This is a genomic window from Nocardia sp. bgisy134 (assembly GCF_057708325.1).
The window spans coordinates 121,926-134,673 of the sequence record NZ_JBYIRW010000020.1 but is presented as its reverse complement, the minus strand read 5'-3'; the positions used below and the strand labels follow the sequence as shown (position 1 = coordinate 134,673).

Here is a 12,748-nt window from a genome sequence, read left to right as displayed (position 1 = left end):
ATTGGTCGCAGCTCGATCAACTTACCGGAACGGACGTGCTCCGGCCGGGCGCCGTGCGGCGCCGATCGCGATCGCGATGGAACCGTATTCGGGCCGGTCGCGTCCAAGCAGATATGAACGACATCGAGTACGGCTTCGGGACGGGCGACGGCACCGTCCACGTCTGGTCGTCACCGGCCGATCTCGACCTGGCAGGCACCGGCACCGCCGACGCCATCCAGCTGGATTTCGACGGCGACGGCCTGGTCGACGACGCGATGTGGGATTCGCACGGCACCGGCATCGCCGACGTGACCGCGCTGGATCTCGACGACGACGGCGTGCTCGACCACTTCTATACCGATCCCACCGGCCTCGGCACCTGGAATCACCAGGTCACCGGCTCGGCCGCCGACGCGTCCAGCGAACCGCTCGACTGGATCGTGCGCACCGGCCCCGAGCCCCTCGCCGCCCCGCAGTACGGTGCGGCCCCCACCGTCACCGAAGCCCTCGCCGACTACCCGATCCACCCGGAACCGATGGCGCACGCAGGCGCCGTGCACCAGGTTCCCCCGTGGGACCACCCGGCGTCGCCGCGAGACCTGCCGCCCGCCCCGAATCATCCCGAGCCGCAGCATCATTCGATGCTCGGGTCGGAGTATCCGATGTGGTCCGACCGCCAGGCCCGCCCCGGCGACCCGCCGCTGCCGACCGAGACCGCGCCGATGGGCGAACCGCCCGCGCAGGCACCCGACCTGTTCGAGGATTCGCACTCGCGCTGGTGATCCGCGAGCGCCCGCCGTTCTAACGCGCGGTCGTCCGCCGCCTGCTGTTCAGCGCGATCGCGAGAATCCCCAGTCCATACCCGACCGCGCCCGCCACGACCACCGGCAGTGAACGCCCGTCGTCGGGGATCAGCACGGCGGCGAGTGCGATGGCCGAGACGAACGCGATGTTGAAGACGGTGTCTTGCAGGGCGAACACCTGTCCGCGTCGCGCGTCGTCGATATCTATCTGCATGGTGGCGTCGCCGGTGAGTTTGATCGTCTGCCCGGCCAGCCCGAACAGGAAGGCGCCCGCCAGCAGCAGATGATGCGCGCGCTCGGCCGCCGCACCCGCCTCGGCCACGGCGATGGGCGTCACCAGGGTCAACTGCACGACCATCGCCGCCACCAGCCCGGTGACCACCGTGCGCGATCGGCCCAACCGCGGGATCACCAGCGGCGCGACGACGGCGGCGACCAGCATGCCCGCGGCCGTCGCGGCGATCGCCACACCGAACCCGATCAGCCCGCTGCTCAGCCCGGAACCCTCGGGCACATGCCGCAACACCAGCACCATGATCAGTGTGTTCGCCCCGAACACCACGCGGTGCGTGCCGATGCCGATCATCGCCGTGGTCACCGAGACCGACTGCCACACCGCCATCGCGCCGGTGCGCAACCCGGTGATGATCGCGTGCGCGGTCCCTTCCCGGACCTCGCTGCCGTCCTCCGGGCCGAGCACGCCGGACCGGAAGCCCGCCGCGAGGAGCGCGCCGAGCACCGAACCGGCCGCGCTGATCGCGACGGCGACGGCCGACCCGAAATCGCCCGCCCCGATCACCCCGATGGCGGCCACCGCGATGGCTGCGCCCGCGGCCGCGCACCCCGAGGCCACCGTGGCGAGCACCGAATTCATCGGCACCAGCCACTGCTGGGCGAGCACCTTCGGCAGCGCCGCCGAGACGCCCGCCATCACGAACCTGCTGATGCCGATCACGGCCAGCGCGAGCAGCAGCACCGGTGGCTCGGCGACCCCCGCGACCAGGCACACGCTCGTCACGCCGATCAGCACGCCACGCAGCACATTCGCCACCAGCAGCACCGCGCGCCGATCCCAGCGGTCGAGCAACGCGCCCGCGTAGGGCCCGATCACCGAATACGGCAGCAGCAGGACGGCGAAGCCGGCGGCGATGGCCAGCGGATCGGTCTCGCGCTCGGGATTGAACAGGATCGCGCCGGACAACGCCGCCTGGAACATCCCGTCACCGAACTGTCCGGCGAAGCGCACGATGGCCAAGCGCACCACGCCGGGACTCTCGCGCAGCGCCGTGCGCAGCCGAACGCGCGGCGCGTCGGCGAGCGGGCTGTCTTCTTGGCGACCGATCGACACCGCCCTGATTGTGCCCTCTCGACCGAGCACGGGCGGAGATACGTCCCTCAGTCAGCCCCAGCTGACCAGGGAACTGACGGCCGCGCGCATATCCGGCGCCATCGGCAGCTCGTCGAGTGCGCCCGCGTCTATCCAGGCGAAGGCGTCGTGTTCGCCCGGCGCCAGCGCCACCTCGCCGGGCTCCACCTCGACCAGGAAGCTGAACTTGCGCACCCTCGGTTTGGTGCGGGTGGCGTAGTCGATGCCGCCGAGGAACTCGGTGATGCTGCGCACCCGCAGCCCGGTCTCCTCGAACAATTCGCGCGCCACGCACTCGGCGAAGGTCTCCCCCGATTCCACGCCGCCGCCGGGCAGTTCGTACATGCCGCCGTGGTAGTCGTCGGGCACCCGCCGGACCACGAGGAGCTTCCGGTCGCGGAACACGGCGACACCGACCACGAAGTCGCTGATGCCGTCGCGGCGCGCCTCGGAGCGGAGCTGCCGCTCGATGCGATCGAGCGCCTCCCGTCGCATTTCGGCTCTCACCTCCGGTTCCGTTGGGGCGCATCGTGTTACGAACCCGGTGCCGTCGGGAGAGGGCTCCGTCGCCGGTTACCCTACGTGTCCTGTTCTCGCGTCGCCGCACCGGTCGGTACTGGTTGCCTGCCGTTCACCCGCTGGTCGCTCGCGTAAAATGCCGAGTGCAGGACAATTTACTAGGAATCAGGAGTACGTCGACCTCGAGTGCTCCTACCCTGAAAGGTGATCGGTGCACGGTCGGAGAGAGGAGGACCCAGATGTCCACACTCACGACGCCCCACATCGATGTCCACCGTGGCGGCGACCGCATGAAAACGCGGGTGTCCTGGTTGGATTCGAAGCATTCGTTCTCCTTCGGTGAGCACTACGACCCGGAGAACACCCACCACGGCCTGCTGCTGGTGAACAACGAGGACATCGTGCTGCCCGGGCAGGGTTTCGACACCCACCCGCACCGGGACATGGAGATCGTCACCTGGGTCCTAGGCGGCAGCTTGGTGCACCAGGATTCGCTCGGGCACAGCGGCGTCATCTACCCGGGCCTGGCCCAGCGGATGAGCGCGGGCACCGGCATCCTGCATTCGGAGAAGAACGACTCCTGGCGGCTGGACAACAGTGCCGAGCACCAGGAGCCCGTGCATTTCGTACAGATGTGGGTGGTGCCCGACGAGCCCGGCCTCACCCCCGGCTACGAGCAGCTGGAGATCGACGACGAGCTGGCGGGCGGCGGCCTGGTCACCGTGGCCTCGGGCCTGCCGCGCTACCGCGATCGCACCGCCATCGCGATCAACAGCAGCCATTCCGCGCTGCACGTGGCCCGCATGGCCGATGCGGAGCCCGGCGCCGAGCCGCAGGTGATCGACCTGCCGGACGCGCCGTACCTGCATCTTTTCGTCGCCCGCGGCGAGGTGGAGATGGAGGGCGTCGGACCGCTGTACGAAGGCGACGCGGTGCGCCTGACGCGCAGCGGCGGCCAGCGCATCACCGCGCACGGCCCGGCGGAGGTCTTGGTCTGGGAGATGCACGCGCGACTCGGCGGACAATGAGCGGTCCCTCGTTCGGTATGTCCGATTAACATCCGAATGTACGGAGCGCGATCAGTAGGCGACCGCCGCGCAGCGCCCCAGCAGAACCCGCGAGACCCGCAGCGAGTTCCCCAGCGGCACCGACTGAGAGGAAGTCCATGTCGCAATATCCCCCGCCCGGACAGTACCCTCCGCCGCCGCCCGGACAGTATCCGCCGCCCGGCGGGTATCCCCCGCCCGGACAGGGCGGCTACTGGCAGGAATCGCCGAAGGGCAAGGGGCTCGCCATCACCGCGCTGGTGCTCGGCATCCTGGCGTTGCTCAGCTTCTGGACCATCCTCGGCGGCGCCGTGTTCGGCCTGTTCGGCCTGATCTTCGGCATCATCGCCTTCGCCAAGGCCAGGAGGGGCACCGCGGGCGGGACCGGAATGGCCGTCACCGGTTCGATCTTGAGCGTGCTCGCCCTGATCGGCACGGTCCTGATCGCCATCGTCGGTTGGAGTTTCTTCGTCGATTCCGGCGGCAAGGATCTGCTCGACTGCCTGGACAAGGCCGGCAACGATCAGGCCAAGATCGACGAGTGCGAGCGGAAGTGGAACCAGAACATCGAGGATCGCTTCAGCGTCACGCTGACGCCGCGGCCGACGCCATAGGCGAGTTCATTCGTGCTTGGGCGGGATCGTCGCCGCCCTGGTAGCGGCGATCACCTCCGGTAGCTCCGGCCGGTAGTCCCGGTTCGGCCGCGCGACCCAGGTGCGGTAACCGGTGTGTTCATCGGCGGGCGATGGCAGCACGATTCGGCTGCCGGGCAAGGCGACCGCGGCGCAGACCCGGAAAAGGTCGGCGAAGAGCGCCATGTCCAGGTAGGAGTTGTCGGTCGGACCGGTCAGGAACGTCCAGCGCCCTGAACGCGGATGCGCGATGATCGGTCCGCCTTGTCGTCCGCCGGTGGTGAGCAACCCGCGCACCTTCGTGCCGAGGGAGGCGGGCATGACGACCGCGCCGACGGCCCCGACCTCGAGCATGATGCGACCGAGCGCCGGGTCGACGACGGCGTACAGCCCGTTGTCCTTGCGGTAGTGGCGGCAGCGGGCGAAGGCGTCCTGGTTGGCCGTGTACTCCTGAGCGGCCGCATGCGATGGCGAGGCGTCCGGCGATCCGAGTGGACCGTGACTGCCTGATTCAATGCGGAACGTGCTCATGACGAACCTCGCCTCGATACGGAGTGAACGTGACGGGTGAATCGGCCGTTGGTGTCGACCCTAGCCCTGCGCAACTGGGTTGACAATAGTCACACGCTGGCGTGTTGCCGAGGCGTAGCATCCCGTGCTATGGCACCCGTCTCGCCCACTGTCGCGCGTTGGGAGCTGGTGCTGCGCCTTCGCGAGTTGCGTGAGCAGCGTGGCTTCGATTCCGCCACCTTCGCCAAGCTGGTCGGCTTCACCCCGGCGAACTGGTCGCACGTGGAGAAGGGCAGGCGCGTACTCACCGGCAACACCATCGGTCCCGTGCTCGAACTGCTCGAGGTGACCGCCGAGGAGAGCACCGAACTGCTCACCCTGCTCGACGCCAGCAAACAGCGCGGCTGGTGGGCGAAGTCCTCCGCGCTGATCGGCCCGGAACTCCAGCGGCTGTACGGAATGGAGCACGGCGCGCAGAGCATCCGCAGTTACGACAGCCTGATCGTGCCGGGTTTGCTACAGACCGAGGCCTATGCCCGCGCACTCATCAGCGCCGACGTGATGATCCGTCCCGTGCAGGTGGAAGAGCTGGTGTCCATCCGCATGCGTCGCCAGGAACGGTTGCGCGGTCCGGACCGCGTCGAGCTCACCGCCGTCATCGGCGAAGCCGCGCTGTTGCAGCAGACCGGCGGCCCGGCCGTGCTGCACGGCCAGCTCGAACACCTGGCCAAACTGATCGAAGAACTGGACAGTGTCGAGGTGCGCGTCATCCCGTTCGCCGCGACCGCGGGCGCCACTCTCGGCGGTTGCAGCTTCCATCTGATCGACTTCGTCGGAGTGCAGCTGCCCACCTTCGGCTGGGCCGAGAGCGCGGTGTTCGGCGGTGCGGTCGACGACCCCGATCTGGTGCGCGATCTGAGCTTCGCCTACCTGCGCGCGTTGGAGCAATCGCTGACCCGTGACGAATCATTGGCCCTGATCAGACGGTACGCGCTCGGGTAAAATCCTGCCCATGGCCACCACCGCTAGCCCCCAGCCGGGCTCCACCGGCTGGTTCACGTCGAGCCGATCGAACAACGGCAACCAATGCGTCGAGGTCCGGTTCGATGGTGATGCGGTGCTCATCCGTGACAGCAAATACCGCCGCAACCCGGCCAACCGCCCCGCCGAAGAGCCCATCATCACCGTCACCGCGAGCGCATGGACTTCGTTCCTGACCTTGCTCAACAGTGGACGGGCGCACACCGACCTGATCGTCCACACCGCCGCGGACGGCGCCACCACGCTCCGCCACGGCGACGTCACCCTCACTTACACCCCCGAAGAGTGGGAAGCCTTCCTCGCCGGCGCGCACGACGGCGAGTTCGACAGCATCATCCTGCCCGCCTGATCGCCAGCCCCCGGTCGCCGCGCGACCGGGGGTTCACTCTGCGTGAACGGGCCGCGTCCGCGGCGGTTATCGCCTCGCGCGCTCGCGCCGGATCGGCATACTGGACATCGTGACTTCCGAACCGATCAGCCCCTCCGGCCTCGACCTGTCCCATCTCGACGACTCCGTCCGGGTGCAGGACGACCTGTTCGTGCATGTCAACGGCAAATGGCTGGACCACTATCGGATACCGGCCGACCGCGCGGTCGACGGCGCCTTCCGCGCGCTGTACGACCAGGCCGAGCTGGACGTCAAGGCCATCATCCAGAACGCCGCGGCCGAGGCGGCCGAGCCGGGCACCGACGCGCGCAAGATCGGCGACCTGTACTCGAGCTTCATGGACACCGAGACCGTCGCCGCCGCCGGGCTCGCGCCGATCTCCGCCGAACTCGCGGCCGTGCACGAGGTCGCCGATCGCAGCGCCTTCGCCGCGCTGCTCGGGCGGCTCCAGCGCACCGGCATCGGCGGCGCGGTCGGCGTCTACGTCGACACCGACGACAAGGACTCCAGCCGCTACCTGGTGCACGCGGGCCAGTCCGGCATCGGCCTGCCCGACGAGTCCTACTACCGCCAGGACGAATTCGCCGAGATCCGCGCGAAGTACATCGCGCACATCGGCCGCATGTTCGCGCTGGCCGCGGCCGATCCGCGCATCGCCGCGCTGCTGCCGGAAGACCTGGACTCGATCGGGCAGCGGGTGTTCGAGCTCGAGCGCAAGCTGGCCGCGGGCCACTGGGACGTGGTCCGCCGCCGCGACGCCGAACTGAGCTACAACCTCACCACATTCGACGCGCTGGTCGCCGAGAACCCCGAATTCGACTGGGCCGCGTGGACTTCGGCCCTCGCCGCAGGCGCGGGCAAGCCGGCCGACGAGCTGTTCGCCGAAGTGGTGGTGCGTCAGCCCTCGTACCTGCGCGCCTTCGCGCAGACCTGGGCCGAGGAAGATCCGGCCGACTGGCGGGCCTGGGCCGCGTGGCGCGTCCTGCGTTCGCGCGCGGCGTATCTCACCGACGAGGTGGTCGAGGAGAACTTCGACTTCTACGGCCGCACGCTCACCGGCGCCCAGGAGAACCGGGAGCGCTGGAAGCGCGGCGTCTCCCTGGTGCAGGAACTGCTCGGCGAATCGGTCGGCAAACTGTATGTGGCCGAGCACTTTCCGCCGGAGGCGAAGGCTCGGATGGTCGAGCTGGTCGCCAATCTCCAGGAGGCGTACCGTCGCAACATCTCCGAGCTGGAGTGGATGGGGCCGGACACCAGGAAGGCGGCGCTGGCCAAGCTGGAGAAGTTCACCCCGAAGATCGGCTACCCGGAGCGCTGGCGCGATTACTCCGCCGTGGTGATCGATCCCGCCGACCTGGTCGGCAACTACCGCAGCGGGTACTCGGCCGAGCACGATCGCGATCTGAAGAAGCTCGGCGGGCCGGTCGATCGCGACGAATGGTTCATGACCCCGCAGACGGTGAACGCCTACTACAACCCGGGCATGAACGAGATCGTCTTCCCCGCCGCGATTCTGCAGCCGCCGTTCTTCGACATGAACGCCGACGACGCGGCCAACTACGGCGGCATCGGCGCGGTGATCGGCCACGAGATCGGCCACGGCTTCGACGATCAGGGCGCCAAGTACGACGGCGACGGCAACATGATCGACTGGTGGACCGATGCCGACCGCGCCGAATTCGCCAAGCGCACCAAGGCTTTGATCGATCAGTACAGCGTGCTCTCCCCGAAGGACCTGGCCGACGAGCACACCGTCAACGGCGAATTCACCATCGGCGAGAACATCGGCGATCTCGGCGGCCTCTCCATCGCCTTGGAGGCGTACAAGATCTCGCTGAGCGGCGCCGAGCCCCCGGTCATCGACGGGCTCACCGGTTTGCAGCGCGTCTTCTACGGCTGGGCCCAGGTCTGGCGCACCAAGGCTCGCTCCGAGGAGGCCATCCGCCGCCTCGCCGTCGACCCCCACTCCCCGCCCGAATTCCGCTGCAACGCCGTCGTCCGCAACATCGACAGCTTCCACGAAGCCTTCGACGTCAACCCCGGCGACGCCCTCTACCTGGAACCCGCCGAACGCGTGAAAATCTGGTAGTCCTGTCGAAATCGCTTCAGCGGAGGCGGGATTCGTCTTCGGGATCGAAGAAGAAGATCTCGTCGGGTTCGGCGCGTAGGTGGAGTCGGTCGCCGAGGGCGAGGTGGAAGCGGCGGTCGACGCGGGCCACCACCTTGCCGGTGCGGCTGCGCCAGTCCTCCGAGGCGCCGTGGCTGTAGACGAAGGATTCGGCGCCGATTTCTTCGAGGATTTCGGCGGTGACCGTGAGGCCGGTCGCGGGATCGGCGGTGACTTCCCAGGATTCGGGGCGGATGCCGACGATGACGCGATGGCCCGCTGCGGCGCTGCGGGGCAGCGGGATTCGGAGGTTGTCGAGCACCGCGGCGCCGTCGCGCACGGGCGCGTCGAGGAGGTTCATGCCCGGCGAGCCGATGAAGCCTGCGACGAAGGTGTTGACCGGGTCGTCGTAGAGCGCGCGCGGGGCGGCGATCTGCTGAAGCCTGCCCTCGCGAAGCACGGCGACCCGGTCGCCCATCGTCATGGCCTCCACCTGGTCGTGGGTGACGTAAACGGTGGTGGCGCCGAGGCGTTTCTGCAAAGCGGCGATCTGAGATCGGGTGCTCACGCGCAGTTTGGCGTCCAGGTTGGACAGGGGCTCGTCCATGCAGAAGACCTGTGGCCTGCGCACGATTGCCCGCCCCATGGCGACGCGCTGGCGTTGCCCGCCGGAGAGCTTGGCGGGCTTGCGGTCGAGCAGATCCTCGAGCTCGAGCATCTCGGCGGCCTCCTTGACCCGGACGGCGGCCTCGGCCTTGTCGACTCCGGCATTGCGCAGCGCGAATCCCATATTCTGCGCGACGGTCATGTTCGGGTAGAGCGCGTAGCTCTGGAACACCATGGCCACGTCGCGCGCCCGCGGCGGCAGTCCGGTGACGTCGCGGCCGCCGATCAGAATGCGCCCGCTCTCCACCGATTCCAGCCCGGCCAGCATGCGCAGGCTGGTGGACTTGCCGCAGCCCGACGGTCCGACGAGGACCAGGAACTCCCCGTCGGCGATCTCGAGCTCCAAATCGTCGACAGCGGGCGCGGGCGCACCGTGATATCGGTGGGTCACCCGGTCGAAATGCACCGTCGCCATGCTGAAGTCTCCTCGTGTCGTCGCGGGAACTTACTTGGGTAGCTTGGGCGTGACCTGGCGGTCGACAATCGTCTGCAACTGCTGCGCGACATTCGCGAAAACCGTTGCGGGATCCGCATTCCGAAGTCCAATCTGCTCCAATCCTGTTCCGATGATCTGATCGCCGCCGGGCACGAAAACGCGAGCGTAATCCTGCGACTTGGTCAGCGGCAGTTGCTCGATCGCGACCTTCGCGTTCGGATTCTCGGCCAGGAATCGCTGCTCGCTCGGGTCGTGCACGGCCGATTTCCGTACCGGCATGTACCCGGTGTTCTGCGAGAAATACGCGGTGCTCTCGACATTGGTGACGAATTCGATGAATCTGAGCGCGTTGACTTTTCGCTCGTCCGAGATACGCGACGGGATGGCGAGTCCCGCACCGCCGGTGGTGACGCCGGGCCCGGTGGGATGCGGCAGGAACGCGGTGCCGAAATTCAGCTTGCCCTCGGCGTTCTTCTTTATCCCGCGCAGATCTCCGGTGGAGGCGATGGTGGAGGCGATCACGCCTGCGCCGAAATCGACCGCGATCTGCGGCTCGATGCCCGCGTATTTCTTGGTGTGGATCATCTGGCGCAGGAAGTTGCCCGCCGCGATGGTGCCGGGTTCGGTGAACTTCAGGGTCCAGCCGTCGGAGTACGCGCCGCCGAAGGTCCAGTTCGGGCCCTGGAAGGTCCAGGCCAGGTAGTTCTTCGCATCGCCCCAGCCGTGCGCGAGTTTGCCCTCGCCCACCACGGATTGGATCCTCGGGCCCCACTCGTCGAACTCCGGCCAGCTCTCCGGACCGCGATCGGGCAGTCCGGCCGCGGCCCAGACATCCTTGTTGTAATAGAACAGCGGCGTCGATCTGGCGTAGGGCAGCGCGTAATGCTTGCCGTCGAACAGGTAGTCGGCCGCCAGCGAATCGACGTAGTCGTCCAGCCGCACCCCGGCGTCGGCGAAGTGCCCGTCCAGGGGTTCGATGGTGCCGTTCAGCGCGTAGTTGAACCACCAGACATCCGAGAGCACAACCACATCCGGCAGCGCACCGCCGGAAAGTGCCGCGTTGAACTTCTGCGACACCTCCTCGTAGTTCTTGCCCGCGTCGACCAGGTCGACCCGCAGATCAGGGTATTTCGCGTGGAACCGCCGGATCAGCTCCAGCTCGAATTCCTTCGAGGTGCCAGGGTGATTCGACCAGAAGGTGATGGTGTTCGCGTCTCCGCCCTGCTCACCCCCGCCGCCGGTGCCCGCGCACGCGGTCAGCGCCACTCCCGCGGCGGCCGCGCCCGCCAGTCCGATGAATCCGCGCCGGGACAGCCCGGGGAACGGTGCTGCGGTCACGTGATTCCTCACTTTCCGACGGATCTGCCCGTCAACCCTTGACCGCACCGGAGGTGAGGCCCTTGATCATGTGGCGTTGCAGCAGCAGGAACACGACGAGGATCGGCAGCATGGTGAGCAGCGTCCCCGCCATCACCGGCCCCCAGTTGGTGACGCTGGGATTCTCGGTGTTCTGCAGCAGCGTCAGGCCGACCGGCAGCGTCGCGACGCGCGTGTCGTCGGCCATCAGGAACGGCCAGAGGTATTCGTTCCACTCGTTGACCAGCGTGACCACCGCGAAAGCGACCATCGTCGGCCCGGACATCGGCAGCACCACCCTGGTGAGCAGCCGCCACCAGTTGGCGCCGTCCATGCGGGCCGCTTCGATGATCTCCGTGGGCAGCGAGAGGAAGTGGTTGCGCATCAAGAAGGTTCCGAAGGCGACGCCGCAGAGCGGCACGATGATGCCCTGAAAGGTGTTGCGCCACCCCCACTGCGCGACGAGCGCGTAATTGGAGATGACCGTGATCTGGTTCGGCACCATCAGCGCCGCGATGATCACCAGGAAGATCACCGTCTTGCCCGGGAAGCGCAGAAACACCAGGCCGTAGGCGCTGAGCACGCCGAGCGCGAACTTCACCGCGGCGATGGTCCCGGTGACGAGCAGCGAATTGCGCAGGAAGGTCCAGAACGGCAGCGCCGAGGTGGCCTCGGTGTAGTTCTCCGGATGCCAGCTGTGCGGCCAGTACACGGCGGGCTGGGTGTAGATGTCCGGGCGCGCCTTGAACGAGGTGATGACGATCCAGAACAGCGGGACGCCGACGACGGCGAGCACGCACACCATGGCCGCGTACCCGAGCAGGGTCGCCGCCCGCTGCCGTCGGCGGTACGAACGTGTCTGCGGCCCTGTGTTTTTCATCGTTCGCCGGGTCTCATTGCTCGCCCCGATCCATCACGCGTACCTGGATCAGCGTGACGACCAGCAGCACCAGGAACATGAGCGTGGCGACGGTGGCGCCGTACCCGGCCCGGAAGTTGCGGAACGATTCCTGATAGACCTGGTAGACCATGGTCGTCGTGCCGGTGCCGAGCGGCCCGCCGCGCGTCATCACGTTGATGATGTCGAAGACCTGCAGCGAGTTCAGCAGCACCGTGATGGACAGGAAGAACGTGGTCGGGCGTAGTTGCGGCAGCAGCACTTCGGCGAACATGGTCCAGCGGCTCGCGCCGTCGATCTCGGCGGCTTCCATCAGATCCGCCCGCACGCCCTGCAGGGCGGCCAGGTAGATGACGAAGGTGTAGCCGAGGTTCTTCCAGATGTAGGTGACCGTCACCATGAACAGCGCCCAGTTCGGGTCCTGGTAGAAATCCGGCACCCGCTCGACGCCGACGCGGCGCAGCAGATCCTGGACCAGCCCGAAACTGGGATCGAAGACGAACTGGAAGGCCACCCCGATCGCGGCGCCGGAGATGACGAACGGCGCGAAGACCGCCGATCGGACGACGTTGCGGCCGAACAGCTTCCGATCCAGCAGCAGCGCGAGCGCCAAGCCGAGCGCCATGCTGCCCAGTACCGCGGCCAGCGTGAAGACCACCGTGTTGGTGACGATTTCCCAGGAATCGGCCCGGCTCCACCACTCCCGGTAGTTCGCGAAGCCGATGTAGCGGGCCACCGGGTCGGAGATGTTCCAGTCGGTGAAGGAGAGCCGGATGTTGTCGACCAGCGGCCGGTAGACGAACAGCGTCAGCAGCGCCAGATTCGGCGCGACGAGCACGAGGAACAGCCCGTAGTCCTGCCACGGCTTGCCCCGAAGCCCCCTGTCGCGGGGTTGCGGTAGCACTCGCTCCGGCCGTGTTCGCACGGCGGAGACTTTACGACGCGCGCAGCAAATGTTCGGTGAATATCGCCTGGCGGCGCGCTGAACATTCGACCAG

Annotated in this window: 13 protein-coding genes; 6 read left to right on the top strand and 7 right to left on the bottom strand. The window is 67.6% G+C overall.

Annotated elements, in window-relative coordinates; all coding sequences use genetic code 11:
• Positions 1-113 precede the first annotated feature (113 nt).
• Complete coding sequence (locus AC3ERS_RS29750; RefSeq protein ID WP_431971437.1) at positions 114-764, top strand: hypothetical protein; 651 nt, start codon at positions 114-116, stop codon at positions 762-764.
• Between the two features lie 19 nt (positions 765-783).
• Here the strand turns inward: AC3ERS_RS29750 and AC3ERS_RS29745 are convergent, their stop codons facing one another.
• Complete coding sequence (locus AC3ERS_RS29745; RefSeq protein ID WP_431971436.1) at positions 784-2,133, bottom strand: MFS transporter; 1,350 nt, start codon at positions 2,131-2,133, stop codon at positions 784-786.
• A gap of 51 nt (positions 2,134-2,184) precedes the next feature.
• Positions 2,185-2,658 (bottom strand): NUDIX domain-containing protein, encoded by a 474-nt coding sequence (locus tag AC3ERS_RS29740; protein WP_245668567.1) that lies wholly within the window; start codon positions 2,656-2,658, stop codon positions 2,185-2,187.
• 251 nt (positions 2,659-2,909) lie between these two features.
• Between AC3ERS_RS29740 and AC3ERS_RS29735 the strand changes: the two genes are divergently transcribed.
• Positions 2,910-3,698 (top strand): pirin family protein, encoded by a 789-nt coding sequence (locus AC3ERS_RS29735; RefSeq protein ID WP_431971435.1) that lies wholly within the window; start codon positions 2,910-2,912, stop codon positions 3,696-3,698.
• Positions 3,699-3,835: 137 nt separating this feature from the next.
• Positions 3,836-4,330 (top strand): DUF4190 domain-containing protein, encoded by a 495-nt coding sequence (locus AC3ERS_RS29730; RefSeq protein WP_431971434.1) that lies wholly within the window; start codon positions 3,836-3,838, stop codon positions 4,328-4,330.
• Positions 4,331-4,336: 6 nt separating this feature from the next.
• On the opposite strand, the gene AC3ERS_RS29725 is transcribed toward AC3ERS_RS29730, so the two are convergent.
• Positions 4,337-4,879 (bottom strand): hypothetical protein, encoded by a 543-nt coding sequence (locus AC3ERS_RS29725; protein WP_431971433.1) that lies wholly within the window; start codon positions 4,877-4,879, stop codon positions 4,337-4,339.
• Positions 4,880-5,008: 129 nt separating this feature from the next.
• Between AC3ERS_RS29725 and AC3ERS_RS29720 the strand changes: the two genes are divergently transcribed.
• The 3 genes from AC3ERS_RS29720 to AC3ERS_RS29710 all read left to right on the top strand — a co-directional run bounded on the left by AC3ERS_RS29720 (position 5,009) and on the right by AC3ERS_RS29710 (position 8,376).
• A complete protein-coding gene (locus AC3ERS_RS29720) occupies positions 5,009-5,860 on the top strand; it encodes a Scr1 family TA system antitoxin-like transcriptional regulator (RefSeq protein ID WP_431971432.1) in 852 nt (283 codons plus the stop codon).
• A gap of 10 nt (positions 5,861-5,870) precedes the next feature.
• Positions 5,871-6,248 carry a DUF397 domain-containing protein gene (locus AC3ERS_RS29715; RefSeq protein WP_431971431.1) on the top strand — a complete coding sequence of 126 codons (378 nt, stop codon included), beginning with the start codon at positions 5,871-5,873 and terminating at the stop codon, positions 6,246-6,248.
• Positions 6,249-6,357: 109 nt separating this feature from the next.
• Positions 6,358-8,376: a M13 family metallopeptidase gene (locus tag AC3ERS_RS29710; protein WP_431971430.1), complete on the top strand. Its 2,019-nt coding sequence runs from the start codon at positions 6,358-6,360 to the stop codon at positions 8,374-8,376.
• A gap of 16 nt (positions 8,377-8,392) precedes the next feature.
• Here AC3ERS_RS29710 and AC3ERS_RS29705 read toward each other — a convergent pair whose 3' ends face one another.
• The 4 genes from AC3ERS_RS29705 to AC3ERS_RS29690 are packed head-to-tail and all read right to left on the bottom strand — an operon-like array spanning position 8,393 to position 12,675.
• On the bottom strand, positions 8,393-9,475 hold the full coding sequence (locus tag AC3ERS_RS29705) for an ABC transporter ATP-binding protein (protein WP_431971429.1): 1,083 nt from the start codon (positions 9,473-9,475) through the stop codon (positions 8,393-8,395).
• Between the two features lie 30 nt (positions 9,476-9,505).
• Complete coding sequence (locus tag AC3ERS_RS29700) at positions 9,506-10,834, bottom strand: ABC transporter substrate-binding protein (protein ID WP_431971428.1); 1,329 nt, start codon at positions 10,832-10,834, stop codon at positions 9,506-9,508.
• Between the two features lie 31 nt (positions 10,835-10,865).
• On the bottom strand, positions 10,866-11,732 hold the full coding sequence (locus tag AC3ERS_RS29695; RefSeq protein ID WP_431971427.1) for a carbohydrate ABC transporter permease: 867 nt from the start codon (positions 11,730-11,732) through the stop codon (positions 10,866-10,868).
• 13 nt (positions 11,733-11,745) lie between these two features.
• Positions 11,746-12,675: a carbohydrate ABC transporter permease gene (locus AC3ERS_RS29690; protein ID WP_431971426.1), complete on the bottom strand. Its 930-nt coding sequence runs from the start codon at positions 12,673-12,675 to the stop codon at positions 11,746-11,748.
• Between the last annotated feature and the right edge of the window lie 73 nt (positions 12,676-12,748).

What these genes read in the sequence shown, in the direction of transcription:
- AC3ERS_RS29750 (WP_431971437.1), top strand. Translation starts at nt 114, where the DNA reads ATGAACGACATCGAGTACGGCTTCGGGACGGGCGACGGCACCGTCCAC.
- AC3ERS_RS29730 (WP_431971434.1), top strand. Translation starts at nt 3,836, where the DNA reads ATGTCGCAATATCCCCCGCCCGGACAGTACCCTCCGCCGCCGCCCGGA.
- AC3ERS_RS29695 (WP_431971427.1), bottom strand. Translation starts at nt 11,732, where the DNA reads ATGAAAAACACAGGGCCGCAGACACGTTCGTACCGCCGACGGCAGCGG.
- AC3ERS_RS29720 (WP_431971432.1), top strand. Translation starts at nt 5,009, where the DNA reads ATGGCACCCGTCTCGCCCACTGTCGCGCGTTGGGAGCTGGTGCTGCGC.
- AC3ERS_RS29725 (WP_431971433.1), bottom strand. Translation starts at nt 4,879, where the DNA reads ATGAGCACGTTCCGCATTGAATCAGGCAGTCACGGTCCACTCGGATCG.
- AC3ERS_RS29735 (WP_431971435.1), top strand. Translation starts at nt 2,910, where the DNA reads ATGTCCACACTCACGACGCCCCACATCGATGTCCACCGTGGCGGCGAC.
- AC3ERS_RS29705 (WP_431971429.1), bottom strand. Translation starts at nt 9,475, where the DNA reads ATGGCGACGGTGCATTTCGACCGGGTGACCCACCGATATCACGGTGCG.
- AC3ERS_RS29715 (WP_431971431.1), top strand. Translation starts at nt 5,871, where the DNA reads ATGGCCACCACCGCTAGCCCCCAGCCGGGCTCCACCGGCTGGTTCACG.